The 24,555-nt window shown below is 57.7% G+C and carries 22 protein-coding genes; 4 read left to right on the plus strand and 18 right to left on the minus strand.

The genetic code is table 11. The annotated features are described in order from the left end of the window. Position 1: 1 nt before the first annotated feature. The gene (locus tag AB4Z24_RS13550) at positions 2–298 is read right to left on the minus strand and encodes a TrbC/VirB2 family protein (protein WP_441708948.1); all 297 of its coding nucleotides are present in this window, start codon (positions 296–298) and stop codon (positions 2–4) included. Between the two features lie 144 nt (positions 299–442). Between AB4Z24_RS13550 and AB4Z24_RS13555 the strand changes: the two genes are divergently transcribed. Continuing rightward, complete coding sequence (locus tag AB4Z24_RS13555; RefSeq protein ID WP_441708950.1) at positions 443–688, plus strand: hypothetical protein; 246 nt, start codon at positions 443–445, stop codon at positions 686–688. 248 nt (positions 689–936) lie between these two features. After that, complete coding sequence (locus tag AB4Z24_RS13560) at positions 937–1,293, plus strand: hypothetical protein (RefSeq protein WP_441708952.1); 357 nt, start codon at positions 937–939, stop codon at positions 1,291–1,293. 125 nt (positions 1,294–1,418) lie between these two features. On the opposite strand, the gene AB4Z24_RS13565 is transcribed toward AB4Z24_RS13560, so the two are convergent. From AB4Z24_RS13565 to AB4Z24_RS13625, 13 genes are all read right to left on the minus strand, one after another. After that, on the minus strand, positions 1,419–1,649 hold the full coding sequence (locus AB4Z24_RS13565) for a helix-turn-helix transcriptional regulator (RefSeq protein ID WP_441708954.1): 231 nt from the start codon (positions 1,647–1,649) through the stop codon (positions 1,419–1,421). 328 nt (positions 1,650–1,977) lie between these two features. Further along, positions 1,978–2,577 (minus strand): histidine phosphatase family protein, encoded by a 600-nt coding sequence (locus AB4Z24_RS13570; RefSeq protein WP_441709445.1) that lies wholly within the window; start codon positions 2,575–2,577, stop codon positions 1,978–1,980. A 5-nt stretch (positions 2,578–2,582) separates the two neighbouring features. Then, positions 2,583–4,949, minus strand: a complete 2,367-nt coding sequence (locus AB4Z24_RS13575; RefSeq protein WP_441709446.1) for a phosphoketolase family protein — start codon at positions 4,947–4,949, stop codon at positions 2,583–2,585. A 27-nt stretch (positions 4,950–4,976) separates the two neighbouring features. Continuing rightward, positions 4,977–6,293: a glucoamylase family protein gene (locus tag AB4Z24_RS13580; RefSeq protein ID WP_441708956.1), complete on the minus strand. Its 1,317-nt coding sequence runs from the start codon at positions 6,291–6,293 to the stop codon at positions 4,977–4,979. 17 nt (positions 6,294–6,310) lie between these two features. Beyond that, on the minus strand, positions 6,311–7,552 hold the full coding sequence (locus tag AB4Z24_RS13585; protein ID WP_441708958.1) for an acetate/propionate family kinase: 1,242 nt from the start codon (positions 7,550–7,552) through the stop codon (positions 6,311–6,313). Positions 7,553–7,581: 29 nt separating this feature from the next. Next, positions 7,582–9,234, minus strand: a complete 1,653-nt coding sequence (gene pgm / locus AB4Z24_RS13590; RefSeq protein WP_441709448.1) for a phosphoglucomutase (alpha-D-glucose-1,6-bisphosphate-dependent) — start codon at positions 9,232–9,234, stop codon at positions 7,582–7,584. 169 nt (positions 9,235–9,403) lie between these two features. Next, positions 9,404–10,180: a polyphosphate kinase 2 gene (gene ppk2, locus AB4Z24_RS13595; RefSeq protein ID WP_441709450.1), complete on the minus strand. Its 777-nt coding sequence runs from the start codon at positions 10,178–10,180 to the stop codon at positions 9,404–9,406. Between the two features lie 138 nt (positions 10,181–10,318). Further along, complete coding sequence (locus tag AB4Z24_RS13600) at positions 10,319–12,886, minus strand: cation-translocating P-type ATPase (protein ID WP_441708960.1); 2,568 nt, start codon at positions 12,884–12,886, stop codon at positions 10,319–10,321. A 76-nt stretch (positions 12,887–12,962) separates the two neighbouring features. After that, positions 12,963–13,250, minus strand: a complete 288-nt coding sequence (locus tag AB4Z24_RS13605) for a hypothetical protein (RefSeq protein ID WP_441708962.1) — start codon at positions 13,248–13,250, stop codon at positions 12,963–12,965. 156 nt (positions 13,251–13,406) lie between these two features. After that, on the minus strand, positions 13,407–13,976 hold the full coding sequence (locus AB4Z24_RS13610) for a general stress protein (RefSeq protein WP_441708963.1): 570 nt from the start codon (positions 13,974–13,976) through the stop codon (positions 13,407–13,409). Positions 13,977–14,001: 25 nt separating this feature from the next. Continuing rightward, entirely contained in the window at positions 14,002–15,315 is a 1,314-nt protein-coding gene (locus tag AB4Z24_RS13615; RefSeq protein ID WP_441708965.1) for an MFS transporter, read from the minus strand. Beyond that, a complete protein-coding gene (locus AB4Z24_RS13620; protein ID WP_441708967.1) occupies positions 15,312–16,631 on the minus strand; it encodes an alpha/beta hydrolase in 1,320 nt (439 codons plus the stop codon). The genes AB4Z24_RS13615 and AB4Z24_RS13620 overlap by 4 nt, the downstream gene beginning before the upstream one ends. Then, the gene (locus AB4Z24_RS13625) at positions 16,628–19,111 is read right to left on the minus strand and encodes a heavy metal translocating P-type ATPase (RefSeq protein WP_441708969.1); all 2,484 of its coding nucleotides are present in this window, start codon (positions 19,109–19,111) and stop codon (positions 16,628–16,630) included. Before AB4Z24_RS13625 ends, AB4Z24_RS13620 begins: the two co-directional genes overlap by 4 nt. A gap of 701 nt (positions 19,112–19,812) precedes the next feature. Between AB4Z24_RS13625 and AB4Z24_RS13630 the strand changes: the two genes are divergently transcribed. Then, entirely contained in the window at positions 19,813–20,187 is a 375-nt protein-coding gene (locus tag AB4Z24_RS13630) for a DUF305 domain-containing protein (protein WP_441708971.1), read from the plus strand. Positions 20,188–20,347: 160 nt separating this feature from the next. Beyond that, complete coding sequence (locus tag AB4Z24_RS13635) at positions 20,348–21,667, plus strand: hypothetical protein (RefSeq protein ID WP_441708972.1); 1,320 nt, start codon at positions 20,348–20,350, stop codon at positions 21,665–21,667. Between the two features lie 120 nt (positions 21,668–21,787). Here the strand turns inward: AB4Z24_RS13635 and AB4Z24_RS13640 are convergent, their stop codons facing one another. From AB4Z24_RS13640 to AB4Z24_RS13655, 4 genes are all read right to left on the minus strand, one after another. Beyond that, positions 21,788–22,909, minus strand: a complete 1,122-nt coding sequence (locus AB4Z24_RS13640) for an acyltransferase family protein (RefSeq protein ID WP_441708974.1) — start codon at positions 22,907–22,909, stop codon at positions 21,788–21,790. Between the two features lie 136 nt (positions 22,910–23,045). Beyond that, positions 23,046–23,516, minus strand: a complete 471-nt coding sequence (locus AB4Z24_RS13645) for a hypothetical protein (RefSeq protein WP_441708976.1) — start codon at positions 23,514–23,516, stop codon at positions 23,046–23,048. Between the two features lie 59 nt (positions 23,517–23,575). Next, on the minus strand, positions 23,576–24,229 hold the full coding sequence (locus tag AB4Z24_RS13650; RefSeq protein ID WP_441708978.1) for a methyltransferase family protein: 654 nt from the start codon (positions 24,227–24,229) through the stop codon (positions 23,576–23,578). Continuing rightward, a complete protein-coding gene (locus tag AB4Z24_RS13655; RefSeq protein ID WP_441708979.1) occupies positions 24,226–24,546 on the minus strand; it encodes a DUF2933 domain-containing protein in 321 nt (106 codons plus the stop codon). Before AB4Z24_RS13655 ends, AB4Z24_RS13650 begins: the two co-directional genes overlap by 4 nt. Between the last annotated feature and the right edge of the window lie 9 nt (positions 24,547–24,555).

The following is a 24,555-nucleotide window of genomic DNA, read 5'->3' on the forward strand; positions in this document are numbered from 1 at the left end:
TTCAGCCCCGGATCATGTCGACGAATTCGGCAGCACCGAACACCACGCCGACGCCAAAGATGATGCCGCCTGCGCGCTTCCAGTCGATCTGGCCGAACCACCAGCCCATGCCGAGCAGCATCACCGCCAGGATGGCGAGCGACCGGGCGACACGCGAGTTGATGTATTCGATGATTTTGTCGATGGCTTCGGCGACGCCTGCGGCCGCAGGATCGGGAACACTGAGCGCCAAGGCGATGTTCAGAACTAGCGCCATCACACAGATCAGCGCTAAGCGTTGGGTTGCGGTCCGCAGCATCGGTTTCTCCTCGTTGAATAGGGCCAGTTTCAGGTCAAGTGGGGGCCGGTCCCGGCGGAATGCGCCGGGTGTGATTGGGCAGTCGTGCGATGGATCGGATTTTAGAACCCGCCGAATTCTTCTGTTGTGCCGTCGGGGCGGCGCATGACGAGAACCGTTTCAGTGACCGGGATTTCGATGCCGAAGTCGCTTTTCGATGTGCCGATCACGCGGGTCGCAAACGAGAACGTCGCCCCGGACTCCGAACACATTGGCGGCCGGAACTTGCGTCTGATGCTCCGGAAATACGCGGTCACCGGTGCCACGCATTCGTCCACTGCTGCCCACCCGGCCGGATTGGCGAGACAGAGCACAACCGTGCACCCGGCGGTATCAGCCCGCGCCGGTTGAACTGGTAAGCCCAGCGCCGCGCCGCAAATCCCTGTGCATAGGCATACCATCGTCCGTAGCGTCCAAGCCCGCACTGCAGTACGGATTAAAGACGCCCGTTCAATTGGGCGCGTAGCTGCGGCGTGTCGCATCGGTCTTGCCTCCGTGACGATCAGGATCGGAAACGCAGAACTTATGCAGCACGCGATACAGACTTTGACGCAGAACGTTCGGACTCGACGTAACGAGTAATGGAGTGCCTGTTAAAAATGAGCAAGCCTGTTTTCCACAGAGATCATCTCGATGCCTTCATGAGCTTCGTGGTTGAGGACATCCTGGATCCCAAACGCAACGCTATCGCCGACGAACAGCGCGCCCGGTCGCTGACCTACATGACGATTGCGTTTTATCTGACCGTGGCGGAAGAGCCGATCACAATTGGTTCGGTCTCGGAGAAGACCGGGTTCATGCCCCGCACCGTCAATCTCGGCTTCAAGTATCTTGCCGAAGCGGGCTACCTCGAGCCGGAACTGACAGTCGCCCGTCACGGGCGCGGGCGCGCCTATCAGTATAGCTTCTCAAACAGGATCGTGAAAAAGGTGCTGGCGCGCGCTGCGCGGGCCTAAAGGCACCTGAACGAATGGGAGAGCCCCGCTCGTCCCTTGGGTAACCCCTCCATCCGGCCCTGGGCACTGGCCGGACGAGGAAGATAGGATACGCAGAATACAACAGCGAACGCCAACACTCATCGTCACACCGAACGCTGCGCGATCCATGAGGCGAGAACCGACGACCGCCAAGCAACTTTCTTCTTGCCAATCTTGAGCGGTGCCGGAAACCGTCCGGCCTTGATCCAGCGCCACAATGTGGCGTTCGAGATGCCGATGAGAATGAGAACCTCTTTGCGGCCAATGAGCCTTTCGAGAGCCGGGGCAGCGGGGATCGCAGCCCCCTCGGGCGGTATATGGGAATCGAGTAGCATATTGATATCTCCAGGTTGCAGGATGTTAACGTGCAATACAATACGTATTAAGATTTGCGGGAATTGCCAATTCAAGAATTGGGAATAGTGCCAATTAAGAATGCGAATTCAGCTGAATTCGGCGCAGTTGTTGCAATTGAGCCGCAAATGGACAGCCTGAAGCGCCCTTACGTCTCCTCCTGAAGACGGACCGTCCGTGACGCAAATGTCGTCTCCAGCGTGGGTGTTGACCCGGAAGTGCGGTGTGGGGCAATATGCATAGAATGGCCGGTTCAGGCCAAATACTGCTTATCGCGGACGACAATTTTCTTCTTTTTGTTTAATTTTTTCACCAGCGCGTGTCTGCGACCTTGTTCCACAAAACGATCGCCGGCTCGGCGGCGCGGTTGTGTTCATAACCCAGAATGCTGAGTGATGCTGTGCTGAGAAGGAAACGCTGCGCGTGTTCGACCTTTAAGTCGATCCAACGCGCAGCGAGGACACGGCCAAAATGACCGTGCGAGAAGATGGCGATGTTACCGTCCAGAACTCGGAGTCGAGCTATCAGCTGATCTGCGCGGTCGGAAATTTCGGCGGGCTGCTCGCCGCGCGGACATCCGTCTCGAAAAACATTCCAGTCTGGCCGGACTTTGCGGATATCGATTGGGCGCTGCCCCTCGTAGTCGCCGTAGTCCCACTCACTGAGGTCGGGTTCGATTTGCGCACCTTCAGCCAGACCTGCCAGCTCACATGTTCGCCGTGCTCGCTGCAGTGGGCTGGTGAACACGTGGTGGAAGCGCACGGTATGGAGCTGTTCTGCTAACTTGCGGGCGTCGTGTTCGCCTTGCTCGTTAAGTGGAATGTCGGTTCGACCCGTATGCTGACCGGAGAGCGACCAAGCCGTCTCACCGTGCCGAATAACGTAAAGGCGCGGGAGCGCACTGCGCAAACCAGTCACTGCTTGGTTCCCCAACGCCAGTTTCGGATTTCCGGCATATCTTCGCCGAATTCGGCAACGTAGCGCTTGTGTTCGATGAGCTTGTCGCGCATGGAATCTTTTACTGCATTAGCGCTTAGGCCGAGCTGTGGCACGCGATCAATGACGTCGGCCACGAGATGAAAGCGGTCCAGATCGTTCATCACCGTTAGGTCGAACGGCGTGGTTGTCGTGCCTTCCTCCTTATAGCCATGCACATGAAAGTTGCCGTGGTTGGTGCGGCGATACGTTAATCGATGGATGAGCGCCGGATAGCCGTGGTAGGCGAAAATGACCGGCTTATCTGTCGTGAAAAGCGCGTCAAAATCCTTATCGCTCAAGGCGTGCGGATGTTCGTTCTGCGATTGCAGCTTCATCAAATCAACAACGTTGACCACGCGGACTTTTAATTTCGGAAAATACGTCCGCAACAAGCCGACGGCGGCAAGAGTTTCGAGCGTCGGCACGTCACCGCAGCAGCCCATCACAACGTCCGGTTCGCCCCCGGCGTCATTGCTCGCCCAAGGCCAGATTGCAACGCCCGCGGCGCAATGCGCGACAGCGGAGTCCATAGAAAGCCACTGCGGAGCGGGTTGCTTCCCAGCGATGACGACATTCACGTAATTGCGGCTGCGTAAACAATGGTCCGTCACCGAGAGCAGCGTGTTCGCATCGGGGGGTAAATAGACGCGTATGACTTCGGCCTTCTTGTTGACGACGTGATCGATGAAGCCCGGGTCTTGATGTGTGAACCCATTGTGATCCTGCCGCCAGACATGCGACGTCAGCAGATAGTTCAGCGAAGCGATCGGCTGCCGCCAGGGAATACCCCGCGTCACCTTCAGCCACTTGGCGTGCTGGTTGAACATCGAATCGACGATGTGGACGAATGCTTCGTAGCAAGAAAAGAAGCCATGCCGGCCCGTCAGGAGATAGCCTTCTAGCCAGCCCTCGCACTGATGTTCGCTCAGCATCTCCATCACGCGGCCGTCGGGTGCGATGTGGTCGTCGATGGGTATGATCTCCGCCGTCGAGCACCGGTTTGTTACTTCAAATACGGCATTCCAGCGGTTTGATGTCGTCTCATCCGGGCTGAATACGCGGAAGTTATTTGGGTTCTGTTTAATGACGTCGCGGATGAACTCTCCTTGGACGCGCGTCGCCTCAGCGGTAACCTCTCCTGGCGTTGGGACCTCGACCGCGTAGTCCGAGAAATCTGGAAGTTGAAGGTCACGCAGCAGGACGCCGCCGTTAGCGTGCGGGTTCGCACTCATGCGGCGCGTGCCCTTAGGGGCCAGGTCGCCGAACTCGGTGCGCAGCTTTCCTGTCGCGTCGAATAATTCTTGCGGACGATAACTCTTCAGCCAGGCTTCCAACAACTCCAAGTGGCCCGGGTGACTCATCTCGCCCATCGGAACCTGATGCGAGCGGAACGTGCCTTCCGTCGGTTTGCCATCGACGGCTTTCGGGCCAGTCCAGCCTTTCGGTGAAATCAAAATGATCATGGGCCAGCTCGGGCGCTTGCTGAACCCATTCGCACGAGCGTCGTGTTGGATGTTCTGAATTTCTGCCACCACAACGTCGAGCGCTTCAGCCATAAGCTGGTGCATCTTTTCCGGATCGTCGCCCTCAACAAAATACGGCGTGTAACCATATCCGCGAAAGAGTGCTGCGACTTCGACGCGCGGTATGCGCGCCAGCACGGTCGGGCCCGCAATCTTGTAGCCGTTCAGGTGCAGAATAGGCAGCACGGCACCATCGTGCACCGGATTGAGAAACTTGTTCGAGTGCCAGCTCGTCGCGAGTGGGCCGGTTTCCGCTTCACCATCGCCAACGACGCACGCGACAAGGAGATCTGGGTTGTCGAATGCCGCACCGAACGCGTGCGACAGCGCGTAACCCAATTCGCCGCCCTCGTGAATTGAGCCAGGTGTCTCCGGCGCAACGTGGCTCGGAATGCCTCCGGGAAAGGAGAACTGTTTGAACAGCCGCCTCATCCCGTCAGCATCTTGCGTGATCGTCGGATAGACTTCGCTATAGGTTCCTTCCAAGTACGCATTGGCCACCAGCCCCGGTCCGCCATGACCCGGCCCGGTGATGTTGATGACGTTCAGGTCGTGCTGGGTGATGACGCGGTTCAAATGGGCGTAGATAAAGTTGAGCCCCGGCGTTGTACCCCAGTGGCCAAGCAGGCGCGGTTTTACGTGCGCAAGTTGAAGCGGCGTTTTCAGCAGCGGATTGTCATAGAGATAGATCTGCCCGACGGACAGGTAGTTCGCTGCGCGCCAGTAGGCGTCCAGCTTGCGCAGCGATTCCGGGTCAAGAGGCTTGGCCTTCGATTTCATTTTACGCAATTGAATGACCTCATGCTCTCACAGCCAACCGTTTCCAAATCCTGCCCGCCGCAAACCTGTGACGAGGTAGGGGCACTGCCGCATCAGGCGCCAGAGCATGCCGGTACGATAATTCTCGCACATCACGACGACGGGCCCTAAGTTGATTCCGAAATGGTAGAGCGAACTCCAGCCTGGCTTGCCCTGCGAATTTTCCGGATAGGTCAGATTGAAGCTGCATTTGAAGCAATACTTACCCATGATCTGCGGGTAGGCGTCTTTGAAATGCTGCATGGTCGGCAGCACGATCTCGGGAGCAAACGGCAATGAGGCGACCACGGCCCAAGGTGCTATGGTGCCGTCGTCAGGTCCGTACGGTACCCCGCGCGCCACATAGTCGTAGAACCGGCGTTTGACGCCGCGTACTTGCCTGACCTTGGGGCCAGGCCCGTCGCTTGCGGTCAACCCCCAGACATGTTGGCCATAGCCCACGTAGGCGTGGGGGTTTTGAATGGCGTATTGTTGCTGGATGTAGGTGGCTCGCCGGCTATTTTCGAAATAGTCGATACCCTTATTTCGCATATAGGCATCCTGGATGCCACGGAAGTCGATCCACATGTGCGAGTATTGATGGACGAAGAGTGAACTGCCAAAAATGAACTCGTGTCCGTAGATGTTCTTCCACTCGTAGGTGGAACACCATGCCAGATAACTTTCCATCGGCAGCGGATGCGTCGGCGAACCAAGGCCAAGCAAATAGACGATGAGTGCTTCATCATAGCCTTCCCAGCGGTACTTCAAAAAACCGCTTTCGGGTTTCCAGCCATGCGTAACCGTCGCTCCACCATTCTGCGCCCATGGCCAATCGGCACGGCGATAGAGTGCATCGGCCAACGAGCGGATTTCCAATTCGTCTGTACAATCTTGATCGAAATAGCTGGCGGCGGTGAGCATTCCGGCGAGCAGAAAAGCGGTGTCGATAGTGGAGAGTTCGCAATTCCCGGCACGCCGTCCGGTCGCCATGTCAAGAAAGTGGTAGTAGAACCCTTTGTATCCCGTCGCATCCGGCTCAGTCCCCTGCGGGCTCAACCAAAAGAACCGCAAAACCGCCAACGTTCGCCTTGTGGCGTCGGCGCGCGTCATCCATAAGCGTTCGACACCCACCGGATACGAAGCCAATGCGAACCCGACGGCCGCGATACTGGCCGGAGCGCCTGGTAGCGTTTTGTCCAGTACCAAGCCGTTTGCAGAGTTGCTCTCGTGCACGAAATATCCGAAGGCATCGCGCTGCAACGCCTCCAGCCTGTCGTCGGTGCTAACGGGGTGGTTCGGGTCCTTCGCCAAGTGGCTCGTCATGCCGGCCTCCCTGGTGTTCATTCTATTGCCTGAGCGGCAGATCTTAGAACACGGGTGACAGACTTTGCGATCATGAGTTCTTCGTCTGTGCGAATGACGCGTACGGCGATACGACTTGTGTCGGGCGAGATGAGGGGTGCGTTGTGTGAGTTGCGCTCGTGATCGATTTCGATGCCTAGAAAGTCCAATCCGTTGCAGATCCTGTCGCGAACAATGGGCGCATTTTCGCCGATGCCACCTGCGAACACCAGCGTGTCCAATCCACCAAGCGCTGCAGCGAACGAGCCAATCCACTTTTTCGTCTGGTAGCAGAATAGTGCCACAGCTTCCGCCGCGCGAATGTCATCTGCTTGTTTCGCGAGCAAATCGCGCAGGTCGGAGCTGATCTGCGATACACCGAGCAACCCAGATTCGCGGTTCACCATATTCTGAAACTGCGTCGCGCTCATTTGCTCGCTGCGAGCCAAGTAGCCGATCAGCCCAGGATCCAAGTCCCCAGAGCGGCTGCTCATCATCAATCCCCCTGCGGGCGTGAAGCCCATGCTGGTATCGACGCTCCGGCCATCGCGTACTGCGGCTAGGCTCGCGCCGTTGCCGAGGTGAGCAAGGATCACGCGGCCGTTTGCAGCCGCTGTGTCGCCGAGCCGTGCGAGTTCCTCCAAAATGAATTCATAAGACAAGCCGTGAAATCCATATCGGCGCACGCCCGCAGCCTCGTAGCGTCGCGGGATAGGCAACATGCTGGCGATCCGTGGCATGGTACGATGAAATGCCGTGTCAAAACACGCCACCTGAGGCAGTGCCGGATGGCGTTGGAGGATTGCCTCGATCAATTCGAGTTCAAGCGGCAGATGCTCAGGGTCATACGGGGTGATGCGGTGCAATTCAGTTAGCAGCGCTGGCGTGACGCGCTCGGGTTCGCTGTGCCCCATCCCATGCACGATCCGGTGCCCTACGGCTTTGACTGAAGCGAAATCCTGCTGTGTTTCGAGCCAGTCGAGGAGAAATGCTACCGCAGAACTGCGACCGCTAGTTTCGATGGCGCGGCTATCGTGGTATTTTCCGGAGGCGTCATTGAACGAAAACATCGTGCCGCTGAGACCGATACGATCGACTTTCCCAATAAGCCGCCGCCGCAGGGGTTCGCCCGCCTCGTACATCGCGAACCGGATACTCGACGAACCGCCATTGATGGTCAGAACAGAGTTCGCCAGCGCGAGTGCGCCTTCTGAACCTTTCAACTGACCATCGATGGGCATGTCTGGCTTCTTTGTTTTCAACACAGTTGTCACTGCGCCGCGAGCGCAGTGTTGACTGCGCTCTGTGCTTCTTCCAGTATCAATTGCAAATGCGCCTTGTCTTTAAAGCTCTCCGCATAGATTTTATAGATGTCTTCGGTGCCGGAGGGGCGTGCAGCAAACCAGCCATTGGCGGTAATTACCTTTATGCCGCCGATCGGTGCGTTGTTACCCGGCGCGTGGTCGAGTACGCTTATGATCGTCTCGCCTGCCAGTTTCGTGGTGTACACTTGTTTGGGCGAAAGCTTTGAAAGTTTGGCTCTTTGCTCAGGCGTAGCCCGTGCTTCGACGCGATCGGCAAAAGGTTCGCCCAATTCGCGGACGAGGTCGCGATAGAGCTCACCTGGATCGCGGCCAGTGCGGGCCATTATTTCCGCCGACAGCAACGCCGGCACAATGCCGTCCTTGTCTGTGGTCCACACCGTGCCATCCCGGCGCAGGAATGATGCGCCAGCACTCTCCTCGCCACCGAAACCGAGTGAGCCGTCGAACAGGCCATCGACGAACCATTTGAAGCCGACCGGCGTCTCGTAAAGCTTGCGCCCCAGCCGTTTTGCCACCCGATCGATCAACGCGGTGCTGACCACGGTCTTGCCGACCGCTGCGGCCGGGCTCCACTGCGGCCGATGCTGGAATAAATAATCGATGAGCACCGAGAGGTAGTGATTGGGCGCCAGCAATCCGCTACTGCGGGTCACGATACCATGCCGGTCGTGGTCAGTATCGCAAGCGAACGCCACATCGTAGCGGTCCTTCAGTTCGAGCAGCCGCTGCATCGCGTACGGCGAAGACGGGTCCATGCGGATCTTGCCGTCCCAGTCGACCGTCATGAAGCGAAAGGTTGGATCAACTTCTTGGCTGATCACGGTGAGGTCTATCCCGTAGCGCTCCGCGAGCGGTGCCCAATAGTGCACGCCGGCACCGCCGAGCGGGTCGACGCCCATGCGGATTCCAGCGCCGCGGATCGCATCGAAATCGATCATGTGACCGAGATCACGCACGTAGCCGGTAAGAAAATCATGCTCGTGCGTGCTCGCGGCGCGACGCGCCTGCGTGAATGGCATGCGCCGCACCCCGTTGATACCGCCTGCGAGCAGAACATTGGCGCGATCCTCGATCCAACCGGTGATGCCGGTATCGGCCGGGCCGCCGTTTGGCGGGTTGTATTTGATCCCGCCGTCGCCGGGCGGATTGTGCGACGGCGTCATGACGATGCCGTCGGCCAGGCCGGAGTTGCGGCCACGGTTGTGGCCGAGGATCGCATGCGAGATCACCGGCGTCGGCGTGAATTCGCCGCCCTCGGCGATCATTGCTTCCACACCGTTTGCGGCAAGAACTTCCAGAGCGCTCTCGAACGCCGGCAGCGACAGTGCATGGGTATCGATGCCGACGTAGAGCGGGCCAACGATGCTCTTGCTTTTGCGGTAGTCGCAGATTGCCTGAGTGATCGCCAGCACGTGCCATTCATTGAACGTGCGCGCGAACGAACTGCCGCGGTGTCCAGAAGTGCCGAACGCGACGCGCTGCGCGGGTACGTTGGCATCGGGGCGCAGATCGACGTAGGCAGCGAGCAGCGTTGGAATATCGACAAGCAGCGATTGCGGTGCCGGCTTGCCGGCGAGGGGGCTGAGTGTGGTACTCATCCGCGCGGCGCGCGCAACTACCGGCACCGTCTCTGGCTTGGAACCCTGGTTACCGTTGCCCTCATCGGTGGAAGATGACTGGCTCATTTCCACACTCCGGAGGTTCGAGCTACCGGATACCCAGTGCCGATCTCTCCCGCTGCCGGATGTGGCGTTGAAGCCTTTTTCGTCACGTCTCTATCATCCCGTTCTTGAGATGGCGCTCATCGAACAGAAACACGCGATTGAGATCGGGCAATTCGCCATGCTCATCTTTGCCGTGGAACTCACACCGAGAAAGTTTATCCCGGATAACATTCAGCCTCGCTGATTTTTTGTCATCCGCTTTGACAACAATCCAAGGAGATGAAACGGCCTGAGTTCGGCGAAGCATGACGTTTCTGGCCTTAGAGTACTCATCCCAACGCTTCAATGCCTTTGCATCGATCGGGCTCAACTTCCACTGCCGCAATGGATCATTCAGACGATTCTTCAGCCGCCGTTCCTGCTCTTCACGACTGATATCGAGGTAATACTTGAGTATCGTGAACCCGCAATGGACGAGAAGATGCTCAAACATCGGCGCTGTATTCAAGAATTCCTCCACCTCCTCGTCTAACGCAAAGCCCATCACCGGCTCGACGCCAGCGCGGTTATACCAACTCCGATTGAAGAGAACGATTTCGCCGGTGACAGGCAGATGTTCGATGTGGCGCTGAAAGTACCAGGCCTTCCGATCATGGTCCGACGGAGCGCTAAGTGCTACGACACGCGTATCGCGCGGGCTCAGATGCTCAACGATGCGTTTAATCGTTCCATCCTTGCCGGATGCGTCGCGACCCTCGAAGATCACCACGACCTTTTGCCCGTGCTTGATGACATGCTTTTGCAGCTTCACGAGTTGGATCTGAGCCTTGCGCAGCGACTTCTTGTAGTCACTGTCATCATCCTGTAAGGCGCTATTCATTGCATTAGCTCCTAAGTCTGGACTTTCTCCGCGTGTGACGTGCCGCCGATACAAAGCGTAAGGCGGCCAAGCCGGACGCCACCGCGTCCAATACCGGCCACACTCTCTTTGGTTTCCCGCGCAACCGATAATTATTGTTCAAGACCGCAACCGCTCGTACCAATGTGGCTTTAAGAATTCGAGAAAAAGTAAAACGGCGATCCCAGCCCCCACGGTCAACGCAAGATCGTTGAAATGCAGCGGTCCGAAGCGAAATAGGTCCTTGGCGAACGGCCAAAGAAGCGTCAGCCCCAGCATTGTTGTGACCGCAGTTAGTATCCATACGAGGGTCGTGTTTGGCCGCTGGAAAGCAATGAGTAATGAAGCGCTGAAGGAGCGGTTTACAAAAACAAGTGCCACGATAGTCATGGTCAGCGCAAAAAATGTTAAGGCTCTTACTTCCGTTTCCGGCATGCCCGTCCACGACGAAAGTATAAAAATCCCGGCGACAAGTGCAAAAGCAATAGCGCCCTGCAGGACGCTCCATCCGATAAGCTGGCTCGAAAATAGCGGCTGATTGGGAGCATGCGGCGGCCGGCGCATCACGTCATCTTCCTCCGGCTCCGCTTCAAAGGCGAGAGAGCACACCGGATCCATAACCATCTCCAGGAACGCAATGTGCATGGGCCCGAAAAGGATGGGCATTCCAAGGAGTAACGGCAGGAGTGCGAGTCCCGCTATAGGAACGTGCACAGCAAATATAAAGCTGATCGCTTTACGCAAGTTGTCGTAGATGCGGCGGCCAAGCCGGATGGCCTTGACGATTGAACCAAAATCGTCGTCGAGCAACACGATAGCCGATGCCTCACGTGCCACATCCGTGCCGCGTCCCCCCATGGCAATACCGATATGCGCCGCCTTGAGGGAAGGCGCATCGTTGACGCCGTCTCCCGTCATAGCCACGATCTCGCCGTTCGCCTTGAGAGCATTCACAATGCGCAACTTCTGTTCAGGCATAATGCGCGCGAATACCGTTGCCGTACGAACGGACTTGGCCAACGCTGCGTCATCTAGTAGTTCAAGCTCTGCACCGGTAACGACGCTGTCCGCGTCGATGCCTGCCTGCTGGGCTATGGCTTTGGCCGTCGCGGGATAATCTCCGGTGATCATGATCACCTTAATACCAGCCGACCGGCAGTCACGGACTGCCGCTGGAACACTCGCTCGCAACGGATCAGCAAGACCAACCAAGCCTAAAAACTGAAAGCCGAAGTCATGCTGCGACACCGGCCAACTTTGCCCAGCATACGACGCACGTGCAATGCCCAGCACCCGCAGCCCCGCTGCAGCCATGGCCTCGACGGACAGAGTGATTGCCGTAAGTTCAGCGGCGGTCGCGTGGCACAGCCCGGCGATTGCTTCTGGCGCGCCTTTGGCGGCAACGACAAATGTTTTTCCGGTCTCAGCGGTCTTCCAGACCTGCGACATGGCGAGGAGGTTGGGGCGAAGCCCGTACGCATGCGCGAGCGTCCAATCCGGACCGTGTAAATGTTCGCTTGAGGCCAACTGCTCGCGGCCGAGCTTATGAAACGCTTTATCCATCGGGTCGATTGGCTCTGGCGCGCTGGCGAGTAGGCAAAACTCAGCCAGGGCAAGGAAGTCGTCGGGCATTTTTCCGCCAGGCGGCTCCTTTAGGCTGAAAGTTTTGCCGTTCTGGAGTCGCAACGCGACGACAGACATCCGGTTCTCGGTTAATGTGCCGGTCTTGTCGGTGCATAAGACGGTCGCAGAGCCGAGGGTTTCAATGGCAGACGCGCGCCGTGTCAGAACGCGCGCTTGCGACATCCGCCAAGCTCCCATTGCCATGAAAACAGTAAGGACGATCGGAAGTTCTTCGGGCAGCATTGACATGCTGAGCGCGATGCCGGCAAGCACCGCATCGAGCCAACCGCCGCGCAAGATTCCGTAAAGCAGGACAACCAAAATGCTCACCGGTCCGCCAACCATGAGGAACAAACGCACTAGCCGGCGGGTCTCAGCCTGTAGCCGCGGCGGCTCCGTTTCCATCGTGCTGAGTGAGTGGCCAATTTTGCCGATTTCGCTGTGCACGCCGGTCGCAGTCACTTCGCCGATCCCCGTGCCGCGAACAATCAACGAGCCAGAAAACACATAAGGAAGATCATCGCCGCCAGGGCGGCGGCTCGTGGACACGGCGCTGACTTCGCTGCAAAACTTGCGCACCGGCACCGACTCTCCCGTCAGTAGAGATTCATCGGTCTGCAAGTCACTGCTTTGAACAAGGGTCGCGTCGGCGGGGACACGGTCGCCTTCGTTGAGCACGACGATATCACCTCGCACGACTTCCCGGCCCGCGATACGCTTGCGCTCGCCATCGCGAATGACCAGAGCACGAGGGCTGGTCAGGTCGCGGAGTGCCTCCAGCACGCCTTCCGTGCGGGTCTCTTGCGCCACAGTGATTGCGACAGAAAACATTGCTAAAAATAGAAGAACCAGGGCTTCGCTGAGACTTCCCAAAACGAGATAGAGGGTACCGCCGCCCAGGAGCAGCAGCAGCATCGGTTCGCGTAGAACCTCGAGCACGATTCGCAACGGTGTGCGCCGGTTCTCCCGGGACAACTCGTTTGGCCCTTCGCTCTTGAGTCTGGCCTGGGCGTCCAATGAGCTAAGACCGGCGATTATTGGGGACCCGGGGGCATCGCTGGGCATTTTGTACTTTCTAAGTTCCGGTCTAACTGGTTCATCGAGTAATCTGGCAAACGGTCTGATCGGCAACAGAGGCCAGTTACTCGCCGAAAAATCTCCCAGCCAGATTATAGCAGTGGGCAATGATTACCCCGGTGAGGCCCCCGGCTACGAAAGCTGACAAACCGCCGATCAAGAGCGACGAGAGCGATCCGGCGGGCTCCAGTGTGAACAATCCGATGAAAGCATGGCTGAGAACGAGGGGCAGCCCAATGAACACCCCTACCCAGCACAGTGCGAAAAGCAAAAGCGTCGAGAATGCACCGGTCGAGGCGCTGCGCTTGTAACTGAGCGTCGATGGAGACGCCGTCCGAATTACTTCTGTCATTGTGCTTTCCTTTTAAAAAAGCTGGCACCGTAACGATGCTATCCAAAGATTTCTCGATGTTTTCAACCGAGCACCAACTCAAACTATAGAGTCGGAAACAATCGCTTCAGGATAGAAGGCGAGGCAGTAACCCGCCGCGCCATCCATCCGTTGCGATCACGCTGCAGCATGATGCGGGGCATGGTCTGCCGGCGGTGCCGCCATGTCTTTCACGTCTTTGTGCAGGTCGAGTTGGCTGGGTTTCCTCGTCTCGAGGATTGTCCTGGCGCGTACCATCTCCTCGACGGGGCCATGCGCTACAATCAGGAATTCATCGGCTTTCAATGCATCCTCATATTGGATCACGCTGTCCTTCGGGATGCCAAGGCTAAACAATGCTGCCCCGAGAGCACTCAAGCCGCCAACGACAACGGCCCCCTCGATCGCCGCGAACACCATCGCCGCGAGATGTCCGAGCACCATGACAGGACCAACAACAGGCATTGTCATGAAGATGCCACCGAAGAACAGCCCCCAGAGACCGCCCCAGACGGCGCCATTCGTGCCCCAAAATTTGACGCTGTCGCCGGTATTGTAAAAGCCGATCACCTTCTCTTCGGTGTGATAGCCTTTGCCGACAATACTCAAGTGCTTCATGTCAATCCCGCCTCCCGCAAGCTTACGGATGGCGGCCTCAGCTCCGTGATGGTCGGTGAATACGGCGACGACTGCATCATTCTTTGTCATGGTGTGCTCCTTCTAGAGTTCAAGTTCAGGCGGTGGGCCGGCCTGTTGCGGCATAGGTGGGGGGCTTCGGCACGTGGCGAACTTCGCCATCTTCGCCGCCCTTGCGTGACACGAGCATATTCGGGAGGCCGAGGCTTAGCAGGAGGCCGAAACCGGTGAACAAGGTCATCAGCAGGAACGAGGCGTTAGGGAGCAAAGTCACATCGAACAGCAGGCCACCGGCCGCCGAACCCACCGTGACGCCCAGACTCGACGCCGCCGTCTGCTTGCCGAGTTCCGCTCCCTGCGCTTTGCCGGCTTTGCTAGAAATCCAGTAGGTCAGGATGGGCGACAAGATGCCGGCGCTCGCCGCCACCGCTCCGATCACCACGAGCATCAGCGTGAAGTCGGATGCGCGAGGCACCAGGAACAATCCGGCCGCCAGTACAGCGAGGGCTGGCGCGATGAACCAGCGCGTCGTTTCGGGCTTGATCCAGGGAGAGAACGCGATGGCTTGTACGACGAACATCACCAAGCTGCACTCGGTAAACATCAGGGCGATCTGGTATTGCGTCAGCCCGAGGTTCTGTTTGCCGCGCAGCGCCAATCCAACCTCGAATACGCCGACCGCAGCAGAGACGATGAACGCGAGCGCGAGCAACATGGGGACAAGCCAGGGCGACGTCGCCGAATCGGGCCGGTAGCGCTTGGCGTGGGCGTCGCTCTCTTTCGTTCCCGGGACGACTATTGCGGCGGCGGCCGCCACAAAGAGAGCAAGTATCGCGGTTCCCGCCAGAGGCAATGCCAATGACCCCGCCGCGCCGGCGATTGGGAGCATGTTTGCCGCCCCCCGCGAAACGAAAACGCCCAGCATCGGTCCGAGCAGAAACCCGCTGATGCCCGCCAGACTGACGAACGTGAGGCGGCGCGCCCGCGCCTCTTCTGTTGTCGCGAGATCGCCAATCGCGGCAAGCGCAACGGGCGTGACCGCAGCGGAGAACAATCCGCCCAGGAAGCGCTCGGCGTAGATCGAGGTCAGATTCTCGATGAACGCGAAGGTTAGCATCGTCACGCTGAACCCAATCAGCCCGACGAGAAGTATGGCGCGGCGTCCACATCGGTCGGACAGCCGTCCCCAAGCCGGGGCAAAGAGAAACAGCGCCAGCGTGTAGAGGGCGGTCAATAGGCCTGTCGCGCGGGAGACTTGGCCCGCATCGCCACTCGCGCCAAGCAGCTGTTCGATCACGTACGGGAGGAGGGGCAGGACGATGCCGTAACCCATCGACACCGTGAAAACCGAAAGCATAAGCACAACCATGACGCTCAGCGGCACGCCGGTGGATGTGGCGCGATTGATCATGTTGCCGCCGTCCCCGTAGCCAGTTCCGGTGCTAACGCGGGGATGTTGTGGTGACGGTTCACGTTTTCCAGCAGCATCACGTCGAGCCAAGCAACGATAGTTCGCAGAGCCAGACCGTAGTTGCCAACTTGGCAGTGGTTCTCCGCGCTTTCGCTCGGGGTAAACACCCGTGCGGTGACCGAGCTCGCGTTGCTCAGCGACTTGGTCTGACTGTAGAAATGCTCCAACGGGACGAGATGGTCCTCGCTGCCAGCTAGCAAGAGAACGTCCTGTTTGATCAGCGCCGAGACATCAGCGGTAATGAACTGCTCTGTCTTTCTGAAGAATGCGTACGGCGACGATGCGCCGTTTACGTGCATGCCAGTCTCGATACCCCACTCCGCGACTGGTGATGTTTTGGCGATCCGGTTCGCGATGATGTTGACAATTGTAGCGGCACGGAGGACCAGCAGAACTTTCAGCAATCGGCGACGCAGCAAGGTGACCTGCCGCAAGTTGACATCCAGCGCATCTGGATAAATGTCATAGGCAACCACGCGCTCAATGCGCTCTTCGAAGGCTGCGGCGCGGACAGCTAGGCATCCACCCATTGAAAGTCCTATGAGGGTGACGCGATCGAGCTTGAAATAATCCAGAATCGCCTTGACCGGCTTGTGCCACTCAGCGGTCATGTGCAGACCAGAATCGTTCAGCGCACCTCCTTGACCGGGACCTTCAAAGGCTATGACTTCATAGCCAGCGTCGCGGAGGTAAATAAAGGCCGCGGTCAGCTCCTCGACGTAGCTGTCGAACCCGCCGAAGAATACGATTGTGGCTTTGGAGTGCGCAGGAGTGAAACGGTATGCAGGCAGGATGCCTTCGATGTTTCCGTCGGCATAGGGCACGGCGTGGCGCTTTCCGAGTTCAAGCCTGTAGACCGACCGAGTCGCTTCCAAGAATTTTTCCCGGGCGGTCTTTCGTTCTGGATCGTTTGGCCGCATGAAGAATTCAGCCGACCGCCAATAGAACCCGGCCCGTAGGATATGGCCCCGCTGCCAAGCTAGCTTGGCAAGTGCCACAAACTCCCGCGTCCAGTCGGCATAATTCGAGATCCGCGGAGCCGCAACTCGCATCTCCTGCAACATGTCGGGCTCGCCCACCCAACTGTACCAGCGGTTCATCTGGAAGTTCATGCTCACGTCCGGATGAAGGCTGTGATAGCCGACGGGAAATCTTATCCGAGCTGACTTGGTCCCATGATCTGACATGCGGCTGTGATCGCCAATGGCGGCCATTGTGCTGAGAGACAGGGTCGTTGGTACGGTGCGACCGGTCATGACGCCGCCAACGCTGGGGTGGCTGCCATTGATGGTGTTGGTCCGGGGGCGGAAGCATTCTGGCTGCGGATGCCTGTCAGCTTGGTCCGCTTCAGCATCAGGGCATTGATCGCCACGACCGCCGAGCTGCCGGACATTGCGATGGCAGCGATGGTCGGGCTCAGCAAGAATGGATAGAGCACGCCAGCAGCCAGTGGGAAGGCAACGACGTTGTAGCCGACCGCCCAATAGAGGTTCTGATGCATTTTCCTGAGCGTTGCTCGGGACAGCTCGATAGCGCCGACCACGTCGAAAGGATCGCTCTTCATCAGTACGATGTCGGCGCTTTCCATTGCGACATCAGTGCCTGCGCCGATTGCGAAGCCGACATCGGCCTGCGTCAAAGCCGGAGCGTCGTTGACGCCGTCGCCGACCATGCCGACTTTCTTGCCTTGGGCCTGGAGTTCCTTGACCTTGCTCGCCTTGTCGCCGGGCAGCACGTCGGCGAACACTCTGTCGATCCCGAGACTCTTCGCGATGCGCTCTGCCGTGCCCTGGTTGTCTCCAGTCAGCATGATGACCTCGACACCGCGCGCGCGCAGCGCCTTGACCGCCTCAATCGCACTCGGTCTCACGGCATCGGCGATGGCGATTAAGCCCACCAGTTTGCCGCCTACGGCGAGGTGAACGACCGTCCGTCCGGCGCCCTGCAATTCTGCGGATTTTGTTCCAAGCTCGCCAAGTTCGATTTTGTTCTCCGTCATCAGCAGCTTGTTGCCGAGCAAGGCTGTCTTGCCGTCAACTTCGGCTTGCGCGCCCTTGCCTTCAATATTCTTGAACCCGTTCGCCTTGGGTACTTTCACATTTGCGGCCCGCCGGACGATGGCCTGCGCCAAGGGATGGTCCGATCCGGCGTCCACACTTGCGGCCGCAGACAGCAACTGATCCTCGGTGGCGCCCGCAGCTGTCACGAGTTCCACAACCTCCGGCTTGCCCATCGTCAGCGTGCCTGTCTTGTCGAAGATAATGACATTCAGCTTGGTCGCGTCCTCCAGCGCCGACGCGTTCTTGAACAGGATTCCATTTTTGGCGCCTAGCCCGGTGCCGACCATAATGGCCATAGGAGTGGCCAGTCCGAGCGCATCCGGGCAGGCGATCACGAAGACGGTGATCGCGAGGCTGAGGGCGAACAACAGGGGCTGGCCAATCCACCAATACCAGACGGCGAAGGTAAGCAGACCCGTCGCGACCGCGGCCAGGACCAGCCATTGCGCTGCGCGATCCGCCAGGAGTTGCGACGGCGCTTTGGAGTTCTGCGCCTCCTGGACGAGCTTGACGATCTGAGCGAGCGCCGTGTCCGCGCCGACCTTGGTTGCGCGATACTGGAACGTGCCGCTCTTGTTGATAGTCGCGCCGATAACCGCGTCGCCCGCCTTCTTTTCGACTGGCATCGACTCGCCTGTGAGCATCGACTCATCGACCAGAGACGCGCCTTCGGTGATTGTGCCGTCAACCGGAATTTTGTTGCCCGGCCGGATCACGACCGTTTCGCCAGAAATAATTTCGGCTGTCGGCACCTCCAATTCCTTGCCGTCACGCAGCACGGTTGCTTTGGGCGGCGCCAGATCCATCAATGCACGAATGGCTTCCGAGGCACCGGCCCTGGCGCGCATTTCGAGCCAGTGTCCAAGCAAGATGAAGACCAGAAGGAGTGCCGATGCTTCATAGAACTGCTGGCCACCGTAAATGAACGTCGATCCAACACTGAACAGGTACCCGGTGCCGACACTGAGGACGACCAGCACCGCCATATTGGCAACGCCGTTCCTGAGCGCGCGATAGGCTGCAACGACGAACGGCCAGACCGGATAGAGGATGGCGCCGCTGGCCAGAACGAACAACACGAGATCGAGCCGCAGGCCGAAGGGCGGTGAGAATTTAATCGAGTCCATGCCCATAGGAGACAGGAAAAAAATTGGCACAGTGAAACCGAGCGCAATCAGAAAGCGGTTGCGCATGTCGCGGGCCATGGCCTGCATATCCATGCCTGCCCCGTGTCCCATTTCCGCCGCCATGTCATCGCTGTTTTCTCTACCATGCGCCTTGTGGCCGGCCGTCGGCGATTGCGCCAGTTCCGGTTTGCGCGCGGCTGCAGACGCATCGGGCGCCGGACGGGCGCCTTGGCGCATGGCAGCATGGTCATGTGTATGAAGACGAGTACCGGCTGTGATGGTTGCTGCGGAACCCCGGGGCGATGACGCGCGAGGTTCACATAGATGGGAGGGTTGAAGTTCGCCCCCACAGTGGTAACCGCATTGCGCGATGGCACTCTCGATGAGTACGGGCGATATCTTGGCTTCGTCGTAAGTGACCGTCGCGCTGCCGGAAACCTGATTGACTGCCGCTGCCGTCACGCCGCCGAGCTTTGACAACTGCTTTTCGACGCCAAGAGCACCGAGCGGCGACAGCAATTCGCCAACATGTAGATTGATCGTTTTCATCAAGACGCTCCTCGTATCACTTCACGCACAACCCGGACATTGTGGTGAGCTGGGAGTTTCTGATCATTGCGCGAGTTCATGTAGACAATGAAAAGCGACATGATCGCTGCCCCGAAACAAAAGACCGAAATATATGCAAACTTGAAAAAGAAGAATGTGACGAGCAAGACAATCGTCACGAGATATCCAAATATGTTGACTGTCCTTGACCGATGACGTGACGAGCGGCGTGACAATCAGGTGCCGGAACATGCGATCCTTTCCGCTATCCATGATGGCTTTTGGGCACAGGATCCCCGTGCTAAACGCGGCGCGTTGACTTACGTTCCATGACGATCTGGAGATTGCGTTCAGAGCCTCGAGCTTAGCTGCCTGCCAAGAGAGAGCGGCAGGTTCGGAAACTACTCAGGCCGGCAATTAACGGGGGCAATCGACGCGCGGCGTTCCGGAACGGAAAACCAGATTGCGAGTTGCTAATCGGGCGGAATCGACTCCGCCAACCTGATTTAAGCGCTGACATCGTCTATTGTTATCATTCGGATTCACTTTTTTGTGTGACGAATGCTGACATAGTTTTACCTGCGGATGTTGATTGTTGTCTTCATTAGAAGCGAGGAAACGCAGTGCACACAAATCAATACTTACGCCTTCTCATAATGACCGTGTTGTCGTTCATATCAATGTACATTTTCATGTATGCAATGGTCGATAAATTCGAGAACGTCTTTTCAAGTTACAACCAAGTGTACATGGCAGGTCTGATGACTGCACCGATGGTCATCATCGAGATGGTGTTGATGGGGGCGATGTATGAAAACAAGGCTGCCAATCGCATGATCGTTGCTATCAGCATCCTAGCGCTCGGAGTGTTCTTTGTTTTGATCCGGCAGCAAACAGCGATCGCTGATTCACAATTCTTAAGGTCGATGATTCCGCACCATGCAGGAGCTATCCTGATGTGCGAAAATGCGTCCATCAACGACGCTGAAGTGAAGGAACTATGCAAAAATATTATTTCTGGCCAGCAATCGGAAATAAATAAAATGAAAGCGAAACTGAACGAGCTTAGCAAATAGAACTAGAAAAAACACTACCTATCAATCGCGAACGTCACGGCTAGACGGCTGCGGCGCTCGGCTTAATAATGCCTACCCGGCGATCAAGAATTGAGACGTTCCCGCGAAGGCGACGCTACAATCAAAATCGGCGGCGCGACGATCCGAAGGAGGGTGATCAATGAGCCTTGGCCCGGACAGCCTCAACGCAGACTGCACTTGTATTACGCTCGATCGAGCAGCCTTGAACAACGCCCTCGAAACCGAGATCGGCGATCCATCTTTCTTCCAGAAGCTGGCATTAACGCACCCAACGCTCATTTCCAATGTGCCAGTCTTCCTTCGCTACGAACACGCCGCTCGCATGGCCGAAATCATCGGTGCAATCGAAACGATCGCCAAACTCGAACCCTATCGCGAGGCTGCCTTGCAATCGGCACCCGCGATATCCCAGTTCAACCTAGGCCCAGTTGGCGTATTCATGGGTTACGACTTTCACTTGGGTGGCGACGGTCCAAAGCTGATCGAGATCAACACAAATGCCGGCGGGGCATTGATCAATGCCTTCCTGGCGCGAGCCCAGAAGGCATGCTGCCCGGCTGTCGAGAATGTTTTTCCAGGGCAGTTTGGCGACCACGCCGCTGATGCCATCTTCATGGAGGATTTCTACGGCGAGTGGCGCCGACAAAGAGGCGACCAACCGCTTGCTATGATCGCCATCGTCGATCGAGAGCCCGAAGCCCAGTACTTGTATCCCGAGTTTCTCCTGTTTCAGCGTCTATTCCAACGCCACGGGATCGGCTGCGTGATTACGTCGCCAGCGGCGCTCGAACATCGCGGCGGCAGGCTTTGGCTCGGCGCTCAAACGATCGATCTCGTCTATAATCGTTCTACCGACTTTAGTTTTAAGGACGAGGACCACGCGACGCTTCGCTCCGCCTACCTCGCAGGGGATGCCGTGGTCACGCCTAACCCGTGGACACATGCTCTTTTTGCCGACAAGCGCAACTTAGTGCGCTTGACCGAGGTCAATACGCTTGAGAACTGGGGCGTTAGCCGCCAGTTGATCGAGATCGTCGCGAAAGGCATTCCCAAAACGGTGCTCGTGACGAGAAATCGCGGTGAGGAGCTGTGGGCGTGGCGCAATCATCTTTTCTTTAAGCCCGCTTCCGGATTTGGCAGCAAGGCGGCTTATCGGGGCGACAAGCTCACACGGCAGGTTTGGCAGAATATTCTCGATGGGACCTACGTAGCTCAGGAATTGGTCAAGCCAAGTGCGCGGACCGTGGTCTTCGATGGCCAACACCAAGTTATGAAGGTCGACGTTCGCTGCTACACTTATGACGGCAACGTGCGGATCGTTGCTGCCCGGCTCTACCAAGGTCAGACGACAAACTTCCGCACCCCCGGCGGCGGTTTCGCCCCTGTGCTTTGGCAGCAAACTGGTAGCTCGCACCCGCTCGGGTGCTCTTCGTCGGCTGACCCGCGGCACTGCGGCTAGAATTTGCCAATGGCGCAATCGGGCATGCTTCGGCACTGTAAAGCCGAAGGTTATGCCGGGGTTGACGAGATAGAGCACACGAGCAATTGGCGAGCCGCCGGTTGCAAATTTTGCGACGAGCTAAGCAACCAGCTCATCGCGAGTACCCCGTAGCCACGAGCTGTACGACAAACGCAAACTCTTTCGCAACCGAAGTGCAGGGCTTTCGACCAGCGTCCACGACACAAACGCGAGCGGCAAGACGATCGCCGTCGTAAATCCGACGAGTGCAGGCAATCCCATGGTTGGCCAGAAATGCAAAAGCGTTTGCGTGACCGGAACGCCATAGATGTACGTCCCATACGACAGGTCGTAACGATTGGTGGTGGCGCGGAGAGCACCGAATTTTTGAGAAGCGATACACAAAGCACCGTAGCCAAGGAAAACAGCCGAGCCGAGTTCGGCCCAACGCGTGCCTGCTGCCGCAACGCAGATGACAAACAAGGGCGGCAAAGCGAGTCCGGTGATAGGCAAGCGCATGCGAGCAGCGAACGCGATCACGCCGGTGCCAAAGAACAACGCAAAGTATCTGATGCTGTCCACCAACGCGTTGTCAGGGCCAAGCTCCGGCCGTTTGTAGAAAATAGCGGTAAGAGACATTGCGAGAACTGCAATTCCGAAAGCGCGACGTTTGTTCAACGCGAGCATGACAATGCCGATAACGCCGAGGCCAATGTAGCAGAGCACCTCATACTTCAATGTCCACAGCGACAGATTGACAAGATTTGGTGCAGGAAGTTCACTGAAGACCTGCGGCAGGGGTGCCGAGCCGGTTGTCAGAAGCAGTGTCTTGATGAGGTATAGCGGCAGCTCTCTGCTGGTAAAATAGCTCGCAAAATCAAAATTGCTGACAATCGGCCCGAGAATGAGCGCTGTGGCGAAGACGCAGACAATAAGTCCCGGGAAAATTCGCAACGCGCGGGCGATTGCGAAATCGAGGACATCGCCGCTCTTAGCCAAGCTCTGCGTCACGAGTATGCCGCTGAGGATAAAGAAGGTCTGGACCCCATAGTCGCCCAGAGTGTAGCCCGTCCAGGATAGCGGTTCTTGCTGGCTTGATCCGGTTGCCAAAAAGAAGCAGTGCGAGACGAGCACGCAGAGTGCCATTGCGAGACGGATGATGCCGAAACTGTTTCGTTCCGGCGCAAGCATATCGTCAAGCGTGTGCCAGCGTTGCATTTTGGGAGGATAAGTTAAGGGCATGGGGACCAAATCAGGAAGCCGGCATCATGGGTCCCAAGGTCAGCAAACTTCGTACCAGGCGCAACGAATTTGGGAGATGCACTGGCTTGGCAGGTGCCCTATCCGGCAACCGGCACCAGCCGCCACTGATTACAAGCTACTGCATTTTGATCGTGTGCGCCGAAAGCCGGGTCAAGCTCACCGAAAACCAAGTGAAGATGACGACATCAATCAGGATCGCAATGGCTGCCTGCACCATGACGATCACCTGAAAGACGGACAACGTGTTTGCTCCGCGCATCCAGTCGATGAAAGCGTATCCGACCACAAAAAGCGGTACGAGAGATACGAGTATCTCGATCATCGAATGGCCAACGCCTCCACGCGGCTGGGCGAGAACGGCGCGTGCCTGCAGCGCCACGTAGACGAGAGCGATGACTCCGACCCAAGAGACGTGCCACATGGCTGCGTCCACTGTTTGCAGCTCGGGCGAATGCCCCCACCAGAGCACGTACCAGAGCAGGCCCGCAAATACGAACGGCACCCCGTGATTGAATACGAAGCCGAATGTGCCGTGCGGCGACCGCTCTATTGGCGCGCCCGTTGGTCTGGTCTGTGAACTTGTCATCGTCGATGCCTCATTCGTCAAATTCATAGCGTGGCCTTCTATGACCGCCCCAACATGACTCACTTAGGTGCACGTGCCGGTCCTGAGAGACGGGGAATAAAGCCCGGGACGTTGGCCGCGTACTTCCTGTAGGTGTCGCCGAACTCGGCAATAACCTCGCGCTCCTCCTCGCGGGCCAGGCGCACGTACATCCAAACCAACACCGGGAACATAAGGAGCGTGAGAATCGTCGGCCATTGCAGCAAGAAGCCGAACATCACCAGGATGAAGCCAACATACTGCGGGTGGCGAACATAGGCATAGGGACCGGTCGTTGCGAGTACTCGCGACTTTTGCGCCTCGTAGAGCACGTACCAGGCATTCGAAATCAGTATGAAGCCGCCGCCGATGAAGGCGAAACTCAGAATATGGAACGGGCCGAAGTGCGGGTTCGTCTTCCAGCCAAACAACATCTCCAGGAGATGGCCAGCGTCGTGCGAAAACCAATCCACGTTGGGGTAGCGGCTCTGCAACCAGCCTGACATAAAATAGATTGTCAGCGGAAAGCCGTACATTTCGGTGAAAAGGGCAACGAGGAAAGCGCTGAAGGCGCCGAATGAACGCCAGTCGCGGGCCGTCTGCGGTTTAAAGAAGGTGTAAGCAAACATAATGAAAATCACGGAGTTGATGACGACCAAACTCCACAATCCGTAGGCGGGTACCTGATCGGTCATGACTTCTCTCCCTTGGATGGGTCCCATGTTCCCGTAGATCCTGGTGGCTCCTGGCCCGTCTGATCAGGCCGGCCGTGACCAGCATGGCCGCCACCGTGTCCGCCATGACCTCCATGCCCCCCGTGCATGAACACATGCATCAGCGGACAAGCGAACAGGAACAGCCAAGGTATGATTCCGAGGACGTGCGCCCTGTGCTCGGTAAACAGGAGCACTCCACCCATGGCAAGGAAAGCGATTAGAACGATATTGCGCCGGGACGGCCAGAATTTGCTTCCTGCGGCGGTCTCGTGATTCAAACGCTCGTGGTCTGTCATGGCAAGCTC

The sequence above is a fragment of the Hyphomicrobium sp. 2TAF46 genome (assembly GCF_052114865.1).
In the GTDB taxonomy this organism is placed as follows: Bacteria; Pseudomonadota; Alphaproteobacteria; order Rhizobiales; family Hyphomicrobiaceae; genus Hyphomicrobium_B.